Source organism: Candidatus Methylomirabilota bacterium, from assembly GCA_035709005.1.
Taxonomy (GTDB): Bacteria; Methylomirabilota; Methylomirabilia; order Rokubacteriales; family CSP1-6; genus 40CM-4-69-5.
In genome coordinates this window covers 35,324-52,973 of the sequence record DASTFB010000019.1, presented here as the reverse complement: position 1 = coordinate 52,973, position 17,650 = coordinate 35,324, and the positions used below count along the sequence as shown (strand labels likewise).

Annotated in this window: 21 protein-coding genes; 2 read left to right on the top strand and 19 right to left on the bottom strand. The window is 70.1% G+C overall.

Features of this window, described 5'->3' with window-relative positions:
• Positions 1-67: 67 nt before the first annotated feature.
• A complete protein-coding gene (locus VFR64_03345; protein ID HET9488781.1) occupies positions 68-832 on the top strand; it encodes a 3',5'-cyclic-nucleotide phosphodiesterase in 765 nt (254 codons plus the stop codon).
• Here the strand turns inward: VFR64_03345 and VFR64_03340 are convergent.
• The 11 genes from VFR64_03340 to VFR64_03290 all read right to left on the bottom strand — a co-directional run bounded on the left by VFR64_03340 (position 820) and on the right by VFR64_03290 (position 9,433).
• On the bottom strand, positions 820-1,968 hold the full coding sequence (locus tag VFR64_03340; protein ID HET9488780.1) for an ABC transporter ATP-binding protein: 1,149 nt from the start codon (positions 1,966-1,968) through the stop codon (positions 820-822). The two genes, VFR64_03345 and VFR64_03340, sit on opposite strands and share 13 nt — an antisense overlap.
• 4 nt (positions 1,969-1,972) lie before the next feature.
• Complete coding sequence (locus VFR64_03335; protein ID HET9488779.1) at positions 1,973-2,458, bottom strand: hypothetical protein; 486 nt, start codon at positions 2,456-2,458, stop codon at positions 1,973-1,975.
• A gap of 5 nt (positions 2,459-2,463) precedes the next feature.
• The gene (locus tag VFR64_03330; protein ID HET9488778.1) at positions 2,464-2,766 is read right to left on the bottom strand and encodes a hypothetical protein; all 303 of its coding nucleotides are present in this window, start codon (positions 2,764-2,766) and stop codon (positions 2,464-2,466) included.
• Between the two features lie 24 nt (positions 2,767-2,790).
• On the bottom strand, positions 2,791-3,033 hold the full coding sequence (locus VFR64_03325; protein HET9488777.1) for a hypothetical protein: 243 nt from the start codon (positions 3,031-3,033) through the stop codon (positions 2,791-2,793).
• Between the two features lie 9 nt (positions 3,034-3,042).
• Positions 3,043-3,954 carry a M28 family peptidase gene (locus VFR64_03320; GenBank protein HET9488776.1) on the bottom strand — a complete coding sequence of 304 codons (912 nt, stop codon included), beginning with the start codon at positions 3,952-3,954 and terminating at the stop codon, positions 3,043-3,045.
• The gene (locus tag VFR64_03315) at positions 3,951-4,799 is read right to left on the bottom strand and encodes a methyltransferase domain-containing protein (GenBank protein HET9488775.1); all 849 of its coding nucleotides are present in this window, start codon (positions 4,797-4,799) and stop codon (positions 3,951-3,953) included. The genes VFR64_03320 and VFR64_03315 overlap by 4 nt, the downstream gene beginning before the upstream one ends.
• Positions 4,796-5,038, bottom strand: coding sequence for a hypothetical protein (locus VFR64_03310; protein HET9488774.1), 243 nt, complete (start codon positions 5,036-5,038; stop codon positions 4,796-4,798). Before VFR64_03310 ends, VFR64_03315 begins: the two co-directional genes overlap by 4 nt.
• Before the next feature lie 6 nt (positions 5,039-5,044).
• Positions 5,045-5,275, bottom strand: a complete 231-nt coding sequence (locus VFR64_03305; protein ID HET9488773.1) for a hypothetical protein — start codon at positions 5,273-5,275, stop codon at positions 5,045-5,047.
• 110 nt (positions 5,276-5,385) lie between these two features.
• Entirely contained in the window at positions 5,386-7,038 is a 1,653-nt protein-coding gene (locus VFR64_03300; protein ID HET9488772.1) for an ABC transporter permease subunit, read from the bottom strand.
• Between the two features lie 65 nt (positions 7,039-7,103).
• A complete protein-coding gene (locus tag VFR64_03295; protein HET9488771.1) occupies positions 7,104-7,865 on the bottom strand; it encodes an SDR family NAD(P)-dependent oxidoreductase in 762 nt (253 codons plus the stop codon).
• A gap of 188 nt (positions 7,866-8,053) precedes the next feature.
• On the bottom strand, positions 8,054-9,433 hold the full coding sequence (locus tag VFR64_03290; protein ID HET9488770.1) for a glutamine synthetase family protein: 1,380 nt from the start codon (positions 9,431-9,433) through the stop codon (positions 8,054-8,056).
• An 86-nt stretch (positions 9,434-9,519) separates the two neighbouring features.
• Between VFR64_03290 and VFR64_03285 the strand changes: the two genes are divergently transcribed.
• Positions 9,520-10,821 carry an MFS transporter gene (locus VFR64_03285; GenBank protein HET9488769.1) on the top strand — a complete coding sequence of 434 codons (1,302 nt, stop codon included), beginning with the start codon at positions 9,520-9,522 and terminating at the stop codon, positions 10,819-10,821.
• Here VFR64_03285 and VFR64_03280 read toward each other — a convergent pair.
• From VFR64_03280 to plsX, 8 genes are read right to left on the bottom strand one after another with little or no spacing between them, the layout of a single operon-like run.
• Positions 10,772-11,920 carry a site-2 protease family protein gene (locus VFR64_03280; GenBank protein HET9488768.1) on the bottom strand — a complete coding sequence of 383 codons (1,149 nt, stop codon included), beginning with the start codon at positions 11,918-11,920 and terminating at the stop codon, positions 10,772-10,774. The two genes, VFR64_03285 and VFR64_03280, sit on opposite strands and share 50 nt — an antisense overlap.
• A gap of 9 nt (positions 11,921-11,929) precedes the next feature.
• Positions 11,930-12,409: a ribonuclease III domain-containing protein gene (locus VFR64_03275; GenBank protein ID HET9488767.1), complete on the bottom strand. Its 480-nt coding sequence runs from the start codon at positions 12,407-12,409 to the stop codon at positions 11,930-11,932.
• Positions 12,409-13,683, bottom strand: coding sequence for a beta-ketoacyl-ACP synthase II (gene fabF / locus VFR64_03270; GenBank protein HET9488766.1), 1,275 nt, complete (start codon positions 13,681-13,683; stop codon positions 12,409-12,411). The genes VFR64_03275 and fabF overlap by 1 nt, the downstream gene beginning before the upstream one ends.
• Positions 13,680-13,916: an acyl carrier protein gene (gene acpP, locus VFR64_03265; protein ID HET9488765.1), complete on the bottom strand. Its 237-nt coding sequence runs from the start codon at positions 13,914-13,916 to the stop codon at positions 13,680-13,682. The genes fabF and acpP overlap by 4 nt, the downstream gene beginning before the upstream one ends.
• A gap of 32 nt (positions 13,917-13,948) precedes the next feature.
• The gene (fabG, locus tag VFR64_03260; GenBank protein HET9488764.1) at positions 13,949-14,692 is read right to left on the bottom strand and encodes a 3-oxoacyl-[acyl-carrier-protein] reductase; all 744 of its coding nucleotides are present in this window, start codon (positions 14,690-14,692) and stop codon (positions 13,949-13,951) included.
• Complete coding sequence (fabD, locus tag VFR64_03255) at positions 14,689-15,645, bottom strand: ACP S-malonyltransferase (GenBank protein ID HET9488763.1); 957 nt, start codon at positions 15,643-15,645, stop codon at positions 14,689-14,691. Before fabD ends, fabG begins: the two co-directional genes overlap by 4 nt.
• Positions 15,642-16,622 (bottom strand): beta-ketoacyl-ACP synthase III, encoded by a 981-nt coding sequence (locus tag VFR64_03250; GenBank protein HET9488762.1) that lies wholly within the window; start codon positions 16,620-16,622, stop codon positions 15,642-15,644. Before VFR64_03250 ends, fabD begins: the two co-directional genes overlap by 4 nt.
• Positions 16,619-17,641 carry a phosphate acyltransferase PlsX gene (gene plsX, locus VFR64_03245; GenBank protein ID HET9488761.1) on the bottom strand — a complete coding sequence of 341 codons (1,023 nt, stop codon included), beginning with the start codon at positions 17,639-17,641 and terminating at the stop codon, positions 16,619-16,621. Before plsX ends, VFR64_03250 begins: the two co-directional genes overlap by 4 nt.
• Between the last annotated feature and the right edge of the window lie 9 nt (positions 17,642-17,650).

The window sequence follows — 17,650 nt, the reverse complement described above, 5'->3', positions numbered from 1 at the left end:
CCACTCACGAGGGCGCGAGCCGCGAGGATGCGGGAGGACACCTAGAACCTATGCTACCCTATTCACGGTGAAAATCCGCGTGCTCGGCGCCTACGGGGCCGAAGGCTTGGCCCAGCGCCCGTCGGCGTTCCTCGTGGACGACCGGATCCTGGTCGACGCCGGCACCGTCACCGGCGCCCTCAGCGTGGCCGAGCAGCTCGAGGTGGAGCACGTCCTCGTCTCCCACGCCCACCTCGATCACATCGCGGGGTTGGCCTTCCTCACCGAAACACTGGCCTGTGCGCCGGCCGCCCGGCCCGTGACCGTGGCCGGGGTGGAACCGGTGGTGCAGGCCCTGCGGACGTCGGTCTTCAACAGCGTGGTGTGGCCCGACTTCGCCCAGATCCCCTCGCCCACCGCTCCCGTGCTGAAGTACCGCAGCCTCGTCGAAGGGGCCGAGCAGCGGCTGGGAGAATTATGGGTGACGCCGGTGGGCGTGAGCCATTCCGTCCCCACCACCGGATTCATCATCCACGACGGCGCTCGCGGGTTCATCTACTCGGGCGACACCGGGCCGACGCAGGCCCTGTGGGCCGCGGCCCGCGGCCTCAGGGGGCTCCGGGCCGTCATCCTGGAGTGCGCCTTCCCCAACCGGCTTCGCGCTCTGGCCGATACGGCGCGCCACCTCACCCCCGAGCTGGTCCGCCGGGAGATCGACAAGCTGCCGCCCGGCGTTCCCGTCTGGATCTTTCACATCAAGCCGCAATTCCAGCAGGAGATCACCGAGGAGCTGTCCCGGATCGACGGCGGCCGTCTCACGGTCGTGGAGCAAGACAAGACCTACGAGCTGTAGCCGGCGGCGGAGGCCGGCGCGGCGCTCGCCGCCTCGGCCGGCAGCAGGACGACGGTGTCGCTCGAGACCTCCACGCGCACCTGGTCGCCCAGGCGAAAGATCGCCGTCTCGATGGCGGGCAGCTCGACCCTGACAGCCACGCTCCCCCGGATGTCGATCTCGTACAGGTAGCGCGAGCCTTCGAAGACGCGAAAGGCCACCTTGCCCGGGATTCCGGGACCGCGTGCCTCGGCCGACTCCACCAGCGCGAGCGTCTCGGGCCGGAGCACCAGGACCCCGCGGCTGCCCTGCCGAAAGGCGCCCACGCCGGCCACGGGCAGACGGGCGCCCCCCTCGGTCTCCACGACGACGCCGAGGTCGCGCACCTCGACCACCTGGACGGGGACGAAGTTGGCCGGGCCCAGGGCCTCGGCCACGGCGCGAGCCACCGGCCGCCGGTAGAGCTCCTCGGGGTCGCCGACCTGCAGCACCCGCCCGCCCTCCATCACCGCGATGCGGTCGGACAGGGCCAGGGCGTCAGCGGCGTCCCGGGTGGCGCAGACCGTGGTGACAGCGAGGTCGCGGTGCAGCCGGGCCAGCTCCAGACGCAGGGCCTTGCGTGGCATCGGATCGAGATGGGCCAGGGGCTCGTCCAGCAGCAGCACGCGAGGCTCGACGGCCAACGCGCGGGCGAGCGCCAGACGCCGCTTCTGGTGCAGCGCCAGCTCGTCAGGACGGCGATCCACGACGTCGGCCAGCCCGAGCCGTCGGGTCACCAGGCGGGCGCGGCGGCCCACGTCGGCGGCCGGCAGGGCCCGCTGGCGGAGTCCGAACTCGACATGCTCGTAGACGGTCAGGTGGGGCCACAGCGCGCCCAGGTGGAAGACGTAGCCCATGCCGCGCCGCCCCGGCGGCAGGTGCCCGACATCTTCGTCGTCCACGCGCACACGACCGCCGCTCAGGGGAAGAAACCCGGCGATCGCCCTCAGGACCGCGGTCTTGCCCGATTGCGCTGGTCCCAGAAAGGTGAAGAACTCCCCGTAACGGATGTGCACCGAGACGTTCGTGAGGTACGGGAGCTGACCCGTCCGGGTGGAGAGATCCTCCAGACGGACATCGACCAGCGGCCGGCTGCTTACCGAGGAGGCGGCGTCCACTCCACTAGGGCGCCGCCGGGAACTGGACGAACGGCGGAGCCGGCTCCCTGTCCGGCGGAACGTAGGCGGGGGCGGGCTCGCCCGCGGGGCCCAGGTATTTCAGATAGCGGTAGATCGCTCTCAGATCGCGGTCCGTCATGACGCGCAGGTTGAACCACGGCATGGGCGGCCGCAGCTCGCTGCGGGCCCGACCCAGCCAGGCGTCCTCCGTATACGTCCGCGCCGACAGCCGGAGATTGGCGGGATAGGTCGTCCCCCACGGCCCGCGCCAGCCCAGCTTGTCGCCGGTCAGCCACAGCTTCTCGTCCACCGTCCCGTTGCTGGCGATGTAGCCGGGCGTGTGGCAATCGTTGCAGCCGCCGACCTGCGTCAGATACTTGCCGCGCAGAACGTCGGCCGTCGGTGTCCCGGCACGCTTCGGCTGTCCCAGCGCCGTGCCGAGACCCAGCCCCAGCACGAGGAGCAGCCCGACGACAGCGAACCCTCTCATCCTCCTCATCGCGTCTCCTGTGAAGGCATCTCTTTCCTGAGCGCACAGAAGCCCTGGGCCTCGATCCCCAGGGCCACGTTGAACTTGCTGCGGAAGTTTTCCAGCGCGACGGCTGCGGTCAGCTCGACGATCTCCGGCTCCGAGAAATGCCGGCGCACCCGCTGGAACAGCTCATCGTTCACCTTCCGGCCCGTCACCGTCATGGCCTCGGCGAACTCCAGCGCCACCCGCTCGCGGTCCGCGAAGAGCGGGCTGGCCCCGGCCCCCTCGATCTGACGGATCTTCTCCTCCGAGGCACCCGCCTGCATCCCCCGGGATGCGTTGATGTCGATTCAGAAGGGACAGCCGTTGATCAGGGCGACGCGCAGGTACACGAGCGCCAGCAGCTCGGGCGCCAGCAGACCGGACTTCTCGACAGCGGCGCCCAGCGCCTTGGCTGCGCGCATGATGCCGGGTCGATGAGCCTGGACCCGCGTGGTGTTGAGGACGAAGCCGAAGGCCTCCTGCTCGCGGGCGAAGGTCTCGGCCAGGATGGGATCGTCGCCAGGATTTTCGATCTCGCTGATGCGTGGCATGGCGCGATTCTACCGCGCTCGGCGCACGCCGTCGCCCCTGGCCAGGCGGGCCTCCACCGCCGGCAGGGCGTCGAGCAGCACCTCCCCCACGATCTGCAGGCTGCGCGGCGAGACCTTGTCCAGCGTGTCGGCAGCCGTGTGCCACGGCGGGAAGTCGAAGTCGATCAGCAACACGGCGGGCACGCCGGCCTCCAGGAAGGGGGCGTGATCGTCCTCCACGGCCAGCTGATCGGCCAGGAAGTGCGTTTGATGGTTGAGGCGAGCGGCGCTGCCCCACACCAGCTCGGTGAGCCAGGACGTGGAAAGCGCCTCGCGGCGGATCCCGAGATCACGGTCGCCGATCATATCGGCGACGATCATCGCGCGGGGGAGCCGGCCGGCGCGGCGCAGCTCGGCGGCCATGCGGCGAGAGCCGTAGAGGCTGTCCCCGGCCGTCCACGTCTCCCGCGCCTCTTCCCCGTCGAAGAACACGATCCAGTATGTGTAGTCGCGCGTCCGGCCTCGGAGCTGCCGGGCCAGCTCCAGGAGCAGCGCCGTGCTCGAGCCCCCATCGTTGGCGCCCACGAAGCGGATGTCCGAGAACCATTTGGTGTCGTAGTGACCGCCGATGAGGATCACCTCGGGGCGCCGGCCGGGCAGGACGCCCACCACGTTGGCCATGGACAGCCGACCGTGAGGCGTCTCGGCCTCGAACGGCTCGACCCGCGCCTGGACGCCGGCCTTCTTGAGCTCACCCACGATGTACTCCCGGGCTCGGGCCGAGCCCGGGGACCCGGCGGGCCGAGGACCGATGGCCACGAGGCGCTCGACGTCCCGGTAGGCTCGGGCTCCGTCGAACCCGGCACGTCGAGTCGCCGGCGCCGGGTCCGCCTCGACGACGGACGCCGCGACCAGGACGACGATGGCGACGGCGAGCCTCATCGGCGCTTCCTCCCGCGTGGACGGCCGGGCTTCACGCCGACGGCGCCGTAATAGTTCACGGTCAGCACGAAGGCGCCGGCGGCGACGACCGCGGTGGTGTCATCGAGCCAGCGCTGGGCGGTCGACGCGTCGACGATGCCGAAGCGCACGGCATTTTCGGCCCGGCGTTCCAGGAAGCGCTTGGTGTACGGCTCCAGCGTGGTGTCCTGGAAGACCGCGGTCTGCAGGCGGACCCGTTCCAGGCCAGCTGCGAGCAGCAGTGCGGGCAGGCGCCGGCCGCTCCAGGGCTCTTCGTACATCCGGCCGGCGACGCCGTCCATGATGCGCCCGGTGAGCGCCCGATCGGGATGCGTCATGGCCACGGTGCCGAAATCCTGGTCCTGAACCCCGACCACGCCGTCCGGTCGGGTCACGCGCGTCATCTCCTTCACCACGGCCAGCGGATCGGCGACGTGGAGCAGCACCGTGAGGGCCAGCGTGGCGTCGAAGCGGTCCGTCCCGAACGGCAGCCGCGCGCCGTCGCCGGCGCGCAGCACGATGGAGCGACGCCGGAGGCGCGGTTTCAGGATGCGCGCCGCGGCCGCGAGCATCGTCCGGCTGGGATCGACGCCGACCACCCGACCGCGCGGGCCTACCCGGGCGGCCAGGGCCCGGAGCACGACGCCGGTTCCACAACCGACCTCCAGCACCCTGTCCCCGGCCTTCACGCCGGTGAAGGCGAGAAACCGACGGGTCAGCCGAGTATGGCTGGCGTTTCGCCCGCGGAGCTCCAGGGCGGCGGCCAGTTGCTCGGGATCGGGCTGGGCGTCGGCCTCCCGAAACGGATCGCAATGGGGCGCGCTCATGCCCCCGAGCGCTCGAACTGGCGGGCGCACTCGACGCTACAGAAGTACACTGCCACGCCGTGCTGCTCGGAGCGGATGGCGCGTGAGCGCAGCAGGTACACCTGGCAGACCGGGTCCTTCACGAGCTGATCCGGCAACACGGGGCGTCGCGAGCGAGTCGTGGTCCACGCGCGGCGGAGGTGTGGCCAGAGGATCACGAGGACGACGAGGACCCACGCCAGAATCAGAACCAGCCGCATCGAGCCTCAGCGGTCGGGGCGAATCGAGACCGCGCGCAGAAACTCCCGATCTTGCCCCGTCAGCTCGAAGGAGGGATTGCCTCGGCCCCGGCTCCCCGCAAAAAAGATGCCGGTGTCGGCGCCGCGCCGCAGGATCTCCTGCACGGCGTCGCGGGCGGCATCTGTGGCGCCCAACGACACTTCAACGACTCGCAACAGCTTCTTCATGAGGACGTCGATGTGGGGCTCACGCGACATGATGCTGATGAGGATAGGGCGCGTGCCCGTGGCTGTCAACGCTACTCACGATACAGGGGGCCCGTCCTGGACCCCGTGCCACCGGTGGTGAGGGCGGAAATTTTGCCATTTCAAGAGGGCGGCCGATCAGGGCCCAGGAAGGCGCGCGCCGCGACGACGGTGCCGACCACGACGCTCACGAGGATCGTCGCGAGCGCGCAGGCCGCGCCGGGCAAGCCGTTCGCCGCCTGGGCCAGGACCGCCACCGAGGCCGGGCTGAAGTGAGGCGAGACCAGGATGATGACCGCGGACACTGTGACCATGCCGTTGACGAAGAAGTAGACGAAGAGCGACAACGCGGTGCCCGTGAGCAGCGGTGCCAGGATTCGCCGGACGGTCCGGGCGGGACCGGCGCCCAGGCTCACCGCAGCCTCTTCGATGGCCGGGTCGAGACGTCTCAGCGCCGCGACGCCCGTCCCGACGGCACCGGGCAGCGTCCAGAACACGACGCTGGCGACCAGTATCCACATCGTCCCGGCCGCCGGAAGCGACGGCACGTCGAAGGCCAGGAGGTACCCTACGCCGAGCACCGTGCCCGGCAGGGCGGCTGCCAACAGGCCGAGGCCTTCGATGACGCGGGCCCCGGAGGCCAGGCTCGCCCGCTTCCATTCGAGCAGATAGGCGGTGGGCAGGGCCAGCGCCGTCCCCACCACGCCCGACAGGACCGCCAGCTCGAGGCTGTTCCACACGGCCCAGGCCCCTGCGCCGGTGGCCGCGAATCGATAGTGCGCCAGGCCGAGCGACCAGTCGCTGCCCCAGAGCCTGACGAAGGACGCCAGGACGATCAGGCCATACACGACGCCGGTCAGCAGAACGACACTCACCGTCACCGCGGCCAGCGGCCAGCGCAGCGCAGGCGGCGTCGGCCGAAGCGCCGTGGGCGGCGCCGCCGCGCCCGTGAAGGCGCCGGGCCACGCCCCGATCCACCGAGCGTTGAAGACACTGGCCAGCAGGCAGGGCAAGAAGAGGATCACGCTCAGCGTGGCGGCGCCCGGCAGGTCGTTGGCGCGGATGACGCGTGCGTAGATCTCGGTCGCCAGCACGGTGAAGTGGCCACCCACCAGGAATGGATTCGCAAAGTCGCTCAGGCAGAGGACGAACACGATGAGGGCGGCCGAGGCCAGGCCCGGGCGGGCCAGCGCGAGCGTGACGCGGCGCAGGACGTCGAGCGGCCGCGCCGCCAGATTCTCCGCGGCCTCCTCCAGCGACGGGTCGATATCGGCCAGCACACGCACGAGGAGCATCCAGGCCTGGGGGAGGAAGGTGAAGACTTGCGCGATCACGATGCCGTGAACACCGTAGATCGACCATTCGTGGCCCAGCCAGCGGCCAGCCGCGCCGTCGCGGCCGAAGAGGAGGATCAAGGCCAGCGCCGCCAGAAACGGTGGCGACACGAGCGGCCACCAGGCCACCAGCGAGATGAGTCGCTTGCCCGGGACCGTCGTGCGGGTCATCGCGTAGGCGAGGATGAGGGCCAGCAGCACGGTGAGCACCGTGGACAGGCCGGCCATCACCAGGCTGTTGATCAGGATTCCCAGGAGGCGGCGGCTACCGAAGAACTCCCGGTAGCCGGCCAGCGACGGGCCGGCCGGCCCGGCCAGGCTCGCCCAGAGGACCCGCAGCACCGGCCACAAGACGAAGACGAGCAGCAGCGAGGCCACGAGGACGCCCGCGGCGAGCCGAGGGCGGGGTAAGATGACCGGGCGGCCAAGCAGCCGGTTCATCGTGACGACGGCTCGGCGGTCAACGTGCGCTGCGGGGGCCTGCTCGGGGCACGCGTCGCTGTGCGTCAGGCGGCGGTAAAACCGCCGTCGACCACCAGCTCGGCGCCCGTCATGTACGAGGACTCCTCGCTGGCCAGAAAGAGTGCCACCCGGGCGATCTCCCGGGGATGGGCGATGCGCCCCAGGGGGATCCCGGTCTCGAACTCCCGGCGAAGCGCGTCGGTCAGGTAGGGCGCCTGCAGCGGGGTGTCCACGATGCCGGGATGGATGATGTTGCAGCGGATTCCGTCCCTGGCGAACTGGATGGCCAGGGACTTCGTCAGCGAGATCAGGCCACCCTTGGCGGCCGTGTAGGCGTCTTGAGCCCGGGTGAAACCGGCCAGCGCCGAGACCGAGCCCATGAGGATGATGGAGCCGCCCCCGGCTCGCTGCACGTGTGGGATTCCGTGCTTGGTGACCCAGAAGACCGACTTGAGATTGATGGCGACGACCCGGTCCCACCACTGCTCGTTCGTCTCGAGCACCGAGCGGTCGCGGTCCTTCCACAGGACGCCGGCATTGCTGTAGAGAACGTGCAGGACCCCGAACCGATGGACGCCCTCCTCGATCATCCGGCGGACGTCGGCTTCGACCGCGACGTCACCGACCGTCGCCAGGGCCTGCCCCCCGGCCCCCTCGACCAGACGCGCCGTCTCCCTGGCCGCAGCCGCGTCGATGTCGGCCACCACCACGCGGGCCCCTTCGGCCGCGAAGAGCGCGGCGGCCTCCCGGCCGATCCCCATGCCGGCGCCCGTGATGAACGCGATCTTGCCTTCGAGTCTGGTCATTGGACTGGGCACGGGCCCCGGGCTATCGCCACGCCCGTGCCCCGCCGCGATCCCCCGCCGCGGTAATTCTGCCCCGTGGCGAGCGGCGCCACTTCACTGGGCACGGGCCCCGGGCTATCGCCACGCCCGTGCCCCGCCGCGATCCCCCGCGCTGGTCATTCTCCGGCCCCATCTGATGCGCGACATCACTAGATTCGCTCGAAGTAGCGCAGCAGCTCCCAGTCGGTCACCGCCTGATCGAAGGCCTGCTGCTCCAGGCGGGCAGCATGCAGATAGTGCTCGACGACGCGCTCGCCGAAGGCTACTCGGGCCACCTTGGAGCGCTCCAGCTCGGCGATCGCCTCGCGGAGCGTCTTGGGCACCTGGGGCAGCGTCGCGTCCTCGTACGCATTGCCCTCGTAGAGCTTGGGGGCCTTCAGCTTGTTGCTGAGACCGTGCAGGCCAGCGGCGATGGTCGCCGCGAACGCGAGGTAAGGGTTGGCATCGGCGCCGGGGATCCGGTTCTCGACGCGCAGCGAGCCGCCCTCGCCGCACAAACGGAAGCCGCACGTCCGATTGTCCCATCCCGCCGCCACCCGCGTCGGCGCGAAGGAGCCGGCCTGATAGCGCTTGTAGGCGTTGACCGTCGGCGCGTAGAAGTAGGCGAGCTCCCGCGCCGTGGCCATCTGGCCACCCAGCCAGGTGCCGAAGAGCGCGTTCAGCGCAGGCCGCCCGCCGCGGGGCGGCGCGGCGGGGGCGAACAGCGGCTTGCGCCCGGCTCGGTCCCAGAGCGATGAATGCAGGTGAAACGACGAGCCGGCGGCGGCCACGTCGTATTTGGGCATGAACGTGATCGAGCAGCCTTGCGCGTGGGCGATCTCCTTGGCCCCGTGCTTGTAGAGCGTGGCGCGATCGGCCATCTCGACCGCCTCGGCGTACACCAGGTTGATCTCCTCCTGACCCCGTCCCCACTCGCCTTTGGAAGTCTCCACCGGAACGTCGGCGCCTTCCATCCCGTTGCGGATGGCCCGGATGAGCGGCTCCTCCTTCGTCGTTTGTAGAATATGATAGTCCTCCAGGTAGGTCGCCATCGGGGTCAGGCCGTAGTAGCGCTTGGCCCGCGCCTCGTCGAACGACTCCTTGAAGCAGTACAGCTCGAGCTCGGCAGCCGTCTTCACCACGTACCCGAGGCTCCGGGCCCGCGCGGCCTGGCGCTTGAGGACCCAGCGCGGCGCCTCTTCGATCGGCTCCCCCTCCTCGGAATAGACATCGCAGAAGACGAGCCCCGTCCTGGGCAGCCACGGGATCAGCCGCAGCGTGGCCAGATCGGGGACCATCTTCATGTCCCCGTACCCGCGTTGCCAGGAGGTCAGGGTGAAACCCGGCAAGGGCTCCATCTCCATGTCCACCGTGAACAGGTAGATGCACGCGTGCACGCCGTCGCCGGCGACGTGATCGAGGAAGTGGCGGGCCACGACGCGCTTGCCCAGGAGTCGGCCGTAGCCGTCGGGGAATACGGTGAGCACCGTGTCGATGGCACCGCGGCGGACGAGACCTCCCAGCGTCCGGAGATCGAGCCGGCCGGGCATGGCGCGGATACTAGCGCATCGTCGGGGCTCCGGGAAAGGTGCGACGCGTCTCGCCAAGCGTTCGCGGGCTGTGTCATGCTCTGGCCGTGGCCGGGTCGCCGCGTCGCACGATCATCGCGTGGACCCTCTACGATTTCGCGAACTCGGCCTTCGCGGCCATCGTCCTGGCCACCGTCTACCCCGCTTACTACGCCGGCATCGTGGTCGGCAACGCCGCGGGGCGCGGGGACTTCTGGTGGGGCCTGGCGGTGTCGACGTCGATGGCGCTGGTCGCGCTGGCCGCCCCCGTCCTCGGAGGAATCGCCGATCACGCCGGCGCGCGCAAGCCCTTTCTGGTCGGGCTGACGCTGGCCTCGGTGGCCGCCACCGCCCTGCTGGCCACCGTCGGGCCGGACGCCGTGCTGTGGGGCTTCACGCTGGCCGTCATCGGCATCGTCACGTTCGAGACCGCCTTCGTCTGCTACAACTCCTACCTGCCGCGCATCGTCGAGCCCGATCACCTCGGGCGGGTCTCGGCCGCCGGCTTCGCCGTGGGGTACGCGGGCTCGCTGGTGGCGTTCGTGGCTGCCTATCCGGCGGCGGCGGCCGAAGCGTATTGGGCCTGCTTCCTCACGGCCGCGGCCCAGTTCGGTCTCTTCGCGATGCCGGCCCTGCTGGCGCTCCCCGCCGACACGCGGGGGTCAGTGCCGCTGAACCAGGCCGTGCGCCGCGGAGTGGCCGACACGCTGGCCACGCTACGGGAGATCGTCCACGATCCCGGGCGCCGAGCCATGCGCCGGTTTCTCGCCGCGTACCTGATCTACGAGGACGGCGTGAACACCGTCGTCACTTTCTCCGCCGTCTTCGCGGCCAAGACCCTGGGCTTCAGCTTCACCGAAATCATCGGCCTGTTCATGCTCGTTCAACTCTCCGCGCTGGCCGGATCCGCTGCCTGGGCGCGTCCGGCGGACACCCGCGGTCCCAAGGTCGTCGTCGCGGTGACGCTGGTGCAGTGGACCGCGGTCACCGTGCTCGCCTACTTCGTGCAGGCCCGGTGGCAGTTCTGGGCGGTGGCCGTGCTGGCGGGGACGGGACTCGGCGCTATCCAGGCGGCGAGCCGGACGTTCATGGCGACGCTGATTCCCGCCGGCCGAGAGGCCGAATTCTTCGGCTTCTTTCAGCTGGTGGGCAAGACCGGCGCCATCCTGGGCCCACTGGTGTTCGGCGGGGTCTCCTGGGCCCTGGGTGGCAACCAGCGTGCCGCCATCGTGGCGGTGGGGTCGTTCTTCGTGGTCGGCTTCGCGCTGCTCGCCCGCGTTCCGGGCGGAGGGCCGACTGTTGGACAGGGCCCGGGCCCTGTTAAGAAATATCGATGGGGACGGGCGGGATCAGGAGAACGAACAGGATGAGGCAGAGGGCGCCTACGGCCCGGCGTCCCGGCGACAGCGGCGTCACGTCATCCAGCGGGGGGCTGTGGTGCAGGCCGATCAGGAACACGACGAGCGCCGACCACACGAACCAGTTGGGCGACCACGTGATCAATCCGAGACCGATCGTCGCCACCACCGTGGCGACGCCCACCGTGCGGTGATGCCGCCCGAAGAGCGCGTAGGCGATGCGCCCGCCGTCGAGCTGGCCGACCGGGAACAGGTTGAGGGCCGTCACGAAGAACCCGGCCCACGCCGCATCGGCCACTGGATGCGTGAAGAGCATCATGCCGTCGGGCACGACGCCGAACTGGGCCTGCACGAGCCACCGCATCAGCAGGGATTGCCCGAACACCACGTGCTCGGTCGGCGGCGTCGGGACCACCGCCGACCACTGCAGGCCCACCAGCAGCGCGGGCACGGCCACGACCAGGCCGGCCAGGGGCCCGGCGGCGGCGATGTCGAAGAGCGCGTTGCGGTCCCGGGCCGGAGACCGCATCTGGATGAGCGCGCCCAGCGTGCCGAAGAGGAACAAGGGCGGAGGCGCGGGGATGAAGTAGGGTAGGCTGACGGAGGCTCGATAGTGACGCGCCGTGAAGTAGTGCCCGAACTCGTGGACGGCGAGGATACCCAGCAGCGTGCTCGCGAAGGGAATGCCGCTGACGAAGAGTGTCCCCAGGAGCGTGGTCCGGAACGCATCGAACGTGGGCGAGCCAGAGAAGAAGGCGCCCGCCAGCAGCGTGGATAGACACGTGAGGATGAAGAGCACCACGTTGAGGCGGACCCGCCGCTGGCCGCCGCCCTCGGCCAGCGGCAGCGCTTGCAGGACGACATCGTCACCCTCGCTCGTCAGAAAGGGCGTCAACCCGAGGGGACGCAGACGGGCCTGCAGGAGCTCCCGCGCCCGAGCGGGCGCCATCAGGAGCCGGCCGCGGTACACGAGAGCCTTGCCGCCGGGCCGGGGCGCCTCCAGCTTCAGGACGTCGTCGACCCGCTGCCGCACGAGCTCGTCGCTGAGCAACGCGTCGTCCACAGAGAATGGCGCAGCCACCCACCGTCGCCGCGCAGGCCAGAAACGCATGAACGCAGCCTACCACACGGCCAGACGACGAATGGCCCGCCGCACCGCCTCCAGCCCGCCCTCCAGGTAGAGCGCGCCCAGCACCGCCTCCAGCGCTGTGGCCAGGACGGACTCGCGTTCCCGACCGCCGGTCCGATCCTCACCGCGTCCCAGGCGGAGAAGCTCACCGAGCTCGAGGCTGGTCGCCCATCGCGCGAGGTTCGCTCCCGACACGATGCGCGCCCGCTCCGGCGTCATCACCCCCACGGGGGCGGTGGGATCGGTCTGCAACAGGCGCTCGGCCACGATCAGGGCCAGGGCGGCGTCGCCGAGCAGCGCGAGCCCTTCGTTGTGGGCCAGCGGCAGATGCTCGTTGGCGTACGAGGCATGCGTCAGAGCGCGGGCGAGGAGCTCACGATCCTGGAACTGGTGCTCCAGCCGACGTTCGAGCTGGGCGATGCGGGCGGGATCCACCTGATAGTCGGAGGGGGCGACTTCACGGTCCGGCACTAGCCGCGGAACTTGCGGAAGGCCAGCGTGGCGTTGGTACCGCCGAAACCGAAGGCGTTGTTGAGCGCGACCTCCACGTCCTGCTTGCGCGCCTGGTTGGGCACGTAGTCCAGGTCGCAGTCGGGGTCGGGCGTCTCGTAGTTGATGGTCGGCGGCAGCAGGCCGTGATGGAGAGCGAGCACGGTCGCGATGGTCTCCACTCCGCCGGCCGCCCCCAGCAGGTGGCCGGTCATGGACTTCGTCGAGGAGACGGGAATCCGCCGGGCGTGCTCGCCGAACACCCGCTTGATGGCCAGGGTCTCGAAGCGATCGTTGTAGGGGGTGGACGTGCCGTGAGCGTTGATGTAGCCCACCTCGCTGGCCGCGAGCCCGGCGTCATGCAGGGCGGCCGTCATCGCGCGAGACGCCCCGTCGCCCTCGGGGTCGGGCGCCGTCATGTGATGGGCGTCGGCCGTCATCCCGTAGCCGAGGACCTCCGCGTAGATGCGGGCATCGCGGGCCTGCGCGTGCTCGAGCGACTCCAGCACGACGACTCCCGCGCCCTCGCTGGGCACGAACCCGTCCCGGCCGGCGTCGAAGGGCCGCGAGGCCTTCGCGGGCTCGTCGTTCCGGGTCGACATGGCCTTCATGGTGCAGAACCCGGCGATCGTCAGCGGCAGGATGATGGCCTCCGCGCCCCCCGCGATCATCACGTCGGCATCGCCCCGCTGGATGATCTTGGAAGCGTCGCCGATGGCGTGGTTTCCGGTGGCGCAGGCCGTGACCACGGCGGAGTTCGGCCCCTTGGCCCCGAAGCGCATGGACACCAGGCCGGAGGCCATATTGATGATGAGCATGGGAATGATGAACGGCGAGACGCGCTCGGGCCCCTTTTCCAGACGCACCCGCTCGCCCTCGAGCAAAGTCTGGATGCCCCCGATGCCCGAACCGATGAGCACGCCGAACCGGTGCCCGGCGACCTTGCCCACGTCCAGCCCGGCGTCGGCGACCGCCATCACGGAGGCGGCGATGGCGTATGTCAAGAACGGGTCGAGTCGCCGCGCTTCCTTCTTGTCGATGAAGCGAAGCGGATCGAAGTCCCGCACTTCGCCGGCGATCCGGGTCTCGTACCGGTAGTGGCCGGCGTCGTCCCTCTCCGAGGCGTCGAACTTGGTGATGGGGCCGATTCCAGAGCGCGCGCTGGTCAGGCCCGCCCACAACTCCTCGGCCGTGTTGCCCAGGGGCGTCACGGCGCCCGCCCCGGTCACGACGACGCGCCGACGCGCCACCGTCAGGAGTTGTCCTTGATGTACTGGATGGCGTCGCCGACGGTGACGATCTTCTCGGCGTCTTCGTCGGGGATCTGGATGTCGAAGTGCTCCTCCAGCGCCATCACGAGTTCGACCGTGTCGAGCGAGTCAGCGCCGAGGTCCTCGATGAACCGCGCGTTCGAGGTCACGTCGTCCTCTTCGACGCCGAGCTGCTCGATGATGATCTCCTTGACCTTGTCTTCGACCGACTTCGCCATCGACCCGTGCCCTCCGCGGAGGAAGACTGCGTTCAGATGTAGAGTCCCCCGTTGACGTGAAACACCTGCCCCGTGATGTAGGTAGCCCCGTCCCCGGCGAGGAATCGTACCACCTCGGCCACCTCGCGGGCGGTGCCGATCCGCCCGAGCGGGGTCTGGGCCAGCAGCGCCTGACGCGCTGTCTCGGGAACCGCGGCCGTGAGGTCCGTCTCGATCAGACCGGGCGCCACCGCATTGACCAGAATCGACCAGTGGGCCAGCTCGCGCGCCGCGGACTTGGTGAGGCCGATGAGCCCGGCCTTGGCCGCCGAGTAGTTGGCCTGGCCGGCATTGCCCATGGCGCCCGCGGTGGAGGCGATGTTGACGATGCGTCCGCTCTTCTGCCGCATCATGAGCTTGGCGGCGGCGCGCATCATGTAGAAGGCACCGCGGAGGTTGACGTCCATGACACGATCCCAGTCCTCGTCCTTCATCCGTACCAGGAGCGCGTCCCGGGTGATGCCTGCATTGTTGATGAGCACGTCGAGACGTCCGAACTGTTGCCTGGCGGTGTCGACCAGGCGCTCGGCGTCATCGCGGCTGGCGGCATCGGCGGCCACACCGACAATCGTGGCGCCGTCCGCCCCCAACCCCTTCACGGCCCGTTCCAGACGGTCGGCGTCGCGACCCGAGACTACCACGCTCGCTCCGTCCTCCGCCAGCAATGCGGTGATGGCGGCGCCGATTCCCCGGCTTCCGCCGGTGACGATGGCCACGCGGCCGGCCAGGGACTTCATCCGGCCGACGCTCTCCGCCCGACGCCGAGCTCGCTGAGCGTCTTGTCCAGGCCGGCCGGATCCTCGATGGCGTGGCCACGGGCACCGTCGAGGATGCGCTTGAGCAGGCCCGTCAGCACCCGCCCCGGCCCCATCTCCACGAAGGCGCTGGCGCCCTCGGCGGCCAGGCGGCGCACGCACTCCGTCCAGCGCACCGGGCTCGCCACCTGGCGCACGAGCGCCGGCTTCACCTCGGCCGCCGTCCGGGTCACGCCGGCGTCGACGTTGCGGATCACCGGGATCCGGAGATCGCTCACGGCGACGCCGTGCAACTCACCGGCGAGCCGCTCGGCGGCTGGCGCCATCAGACCGCAGTGGAAGGGCGCGCTCACGGGCAGGACGACGCTCTTGCGCCCGCCCCGGCCGGCCGCCAGCGCCACCGCCCGCTCGACGGCGGTTCGGTGGCCGGCGATGACGATCTGCAGCGGCGCGTTGACGTTGGCGACCTCCACCACCTCGCCCTGGCCCGCCTCGGCACACAGCGCCTCCACCGCCGACAACTCCAGCCCCATGATCGCCGCCATGGCCCCCACACCGACCGGAACCGCCGCCTGCATGAACTCGCCGCGGCGGCGGACGAGGCGGACGGCGTCGCGGAAGGCCAGCGCGCCCGCCACGACCAGGGCCGAGTACTCGCCCAGGCTGTGGCCGGCGGCGAAGCGGGGGGTGAGCCCGTGTTCGGCGCACACGGCGGCGGCCGCCACGCTGACGGTCAGGACCGCGGGTTGCGTGTTGGCGGTCAGCGCGAGGTCCGCTTCCGGCCCCTCGAAGGCCAGGCGGGTGAGATCGAGACCGAGGACGTCGTTGGCCTCCTCGAAGACGGCCTTGGCGGCCGGGGAGGCCTCGTAGAAGGCCTTGCCCATGCCCACCGCCTGCGAGCCCTGCCCCGGGAAGATGAAGGCGATCGACATCACCACCGCATGAGCGCGGCGCCCCAGGAGAAGCCGCCGCCGAAGGCCGCCATGAGCACGAGATCGCCGCGCCGGATGCGCCCGGCCGCCAGGGCTTCCTCCAGGGCGACGTACACGGAGGCTGCGCCGGTGTTGCCGTAGCGGTCGACGTTGACGAAGACCTTGTCCATGGGCAGCCCCACCCGCTTGGCCGCGGCCTCGATGATCCGCAGATTGGCCTGATGGGGGACGAAGAGGTCGATGTCGCGGACGCTCAGGCCGTGGCGGGTCAGAATCGTCTCCGCGCAGTCCACGAACATGCGCACGGCGACCTTGAACACCTCGTTGCCCTTCATCTTCGCGTAGTGCAGGCCGGCGTCGACCGTCTCCCGGGTGGCCGGATGACGCGCCCCGCCCCCGGGCATGTAGAGCAGGTCCCAGTACTGCCCATCGGAGTACAGGTCGGCGTCGAGCAGCCCGTTCCCCTCGTCGGTGGCTTCGAGAACGGCGGCGCCGGCGGCGTCGGCCAGGAGGATGCAGGTGCCGCGGTCGGTGAAGTCGGTGATCTTGGACAGGGTCTCGGCGCCGATGCACAGCACGCGACGATACTTGCCGGCCTCGATGAACCGGGCGCCGATGGTCAGGCTGTAGATCGAGCCCGCACACGCGGCCAGCACGTCCACCGAGCCGGCCCGGCGGCAGCCCAGCCGGTGCTGAACGAGGTTGGCGGTGGTGGGAAAGAACATGTCGGGGGTGGTGGTGCCGACGACGATGAAATCGATGTCCTCGGGAACGAGGTTGGCTCGCTCGAGGGCCTGCTGGGCCGCCCGCACGGCCAGGTCCGAGGTAGCCTCGCCCTCTTCCGCGATATGCCGTTCTCGGATCCCCGTGCGCTGGACGATCCACTCGTCGTTGGTCTCCACCATCGCCTCGAGGTCGGCGTTGCTGAGGACGCGCTTGGGCGCGTACGCTCCCATCCCGACGATCTTTGCCCGCGTCATTCGCGGCCTCCCTCTCGATCGGCGCGTTCGACCTCCGCCTCCAGCGCGGCCTTGATGTGCTCGTTCACGCCGGCGGCGGCCCACTCGCCGGCCACGCGGACGGCGTTCTTGATGGCCTTCACCGGCGAGGCGCCGTGACAGACGATGGCGGCCCCGTCGATGCCGAGCAGGGGGGCTCCGCCCATCTCGGTATAGTCCACCCGCCGCTTGAACCGCGCGAAGGCCGGCATCGCCAGCGAGGCGGCCACCTTCGAGCGCAGGTCCCGCATGAGCTCTTCCTTGATCATGGCCCCCAGCATCTCGGCCAGGCTCTCGGAGATCTTGAGGGCGACGTTGCCGGTGAAGCCGTCGGTCACCACGACGTCGCAGCGGCCGTTGTAGATGTCACGGCCCTCCACGTTGCCCGCGAAGTTCAACGACGACTCCTTGAGCTGCTCGTAGGCTTCCTTGGTGAGCTCGTTGCCCTTGCCCTCTTCCTCGCCGACCGACAAGAGGCCGACGCGAGGATTGTCGTAGCCCAGGATGTCGCGCGCGTAGATGTGACCCATCACGGCGAACTGCAGGAGGTGCCAGGGCTTGGGATCGACGTTGGCGCCGACGTCGAGCAGCACCGTGAACCGCCGCAGGTTGGGCAGGACCGCGGCCAGCGCCGGCCGGTCGACGCCGGGCAGGACCCCGATCACGAACATCGCGATGGCCATCGCCGCGCCGGTGTTGCCGGCCGAGACGAACGCCGCCGCCTCCCCGTCCTTGACGAGCTGAGCGGCCACCCGCAAGGAGGAGTCGCGCTTGCGGCGAAGCGCCTGGGACGGGCTCTCGGCCATGCTGACGACCTGGGAGGCGTGACGGACCTCGATCGCCGAACTCTCGGCGCGCAAACGCATCACCTCGCGCTCGATCGCAGCCTTGTCCCCGATGAGGATCACGGGGGACCCGTACTCGCGCGCGGCGGCGACCGCCCCCTCGACGACCACGGCCGGGCCGTAGTCGCCGCCCATGGCGTCGACGGCGATCTTCATGTCGATGGG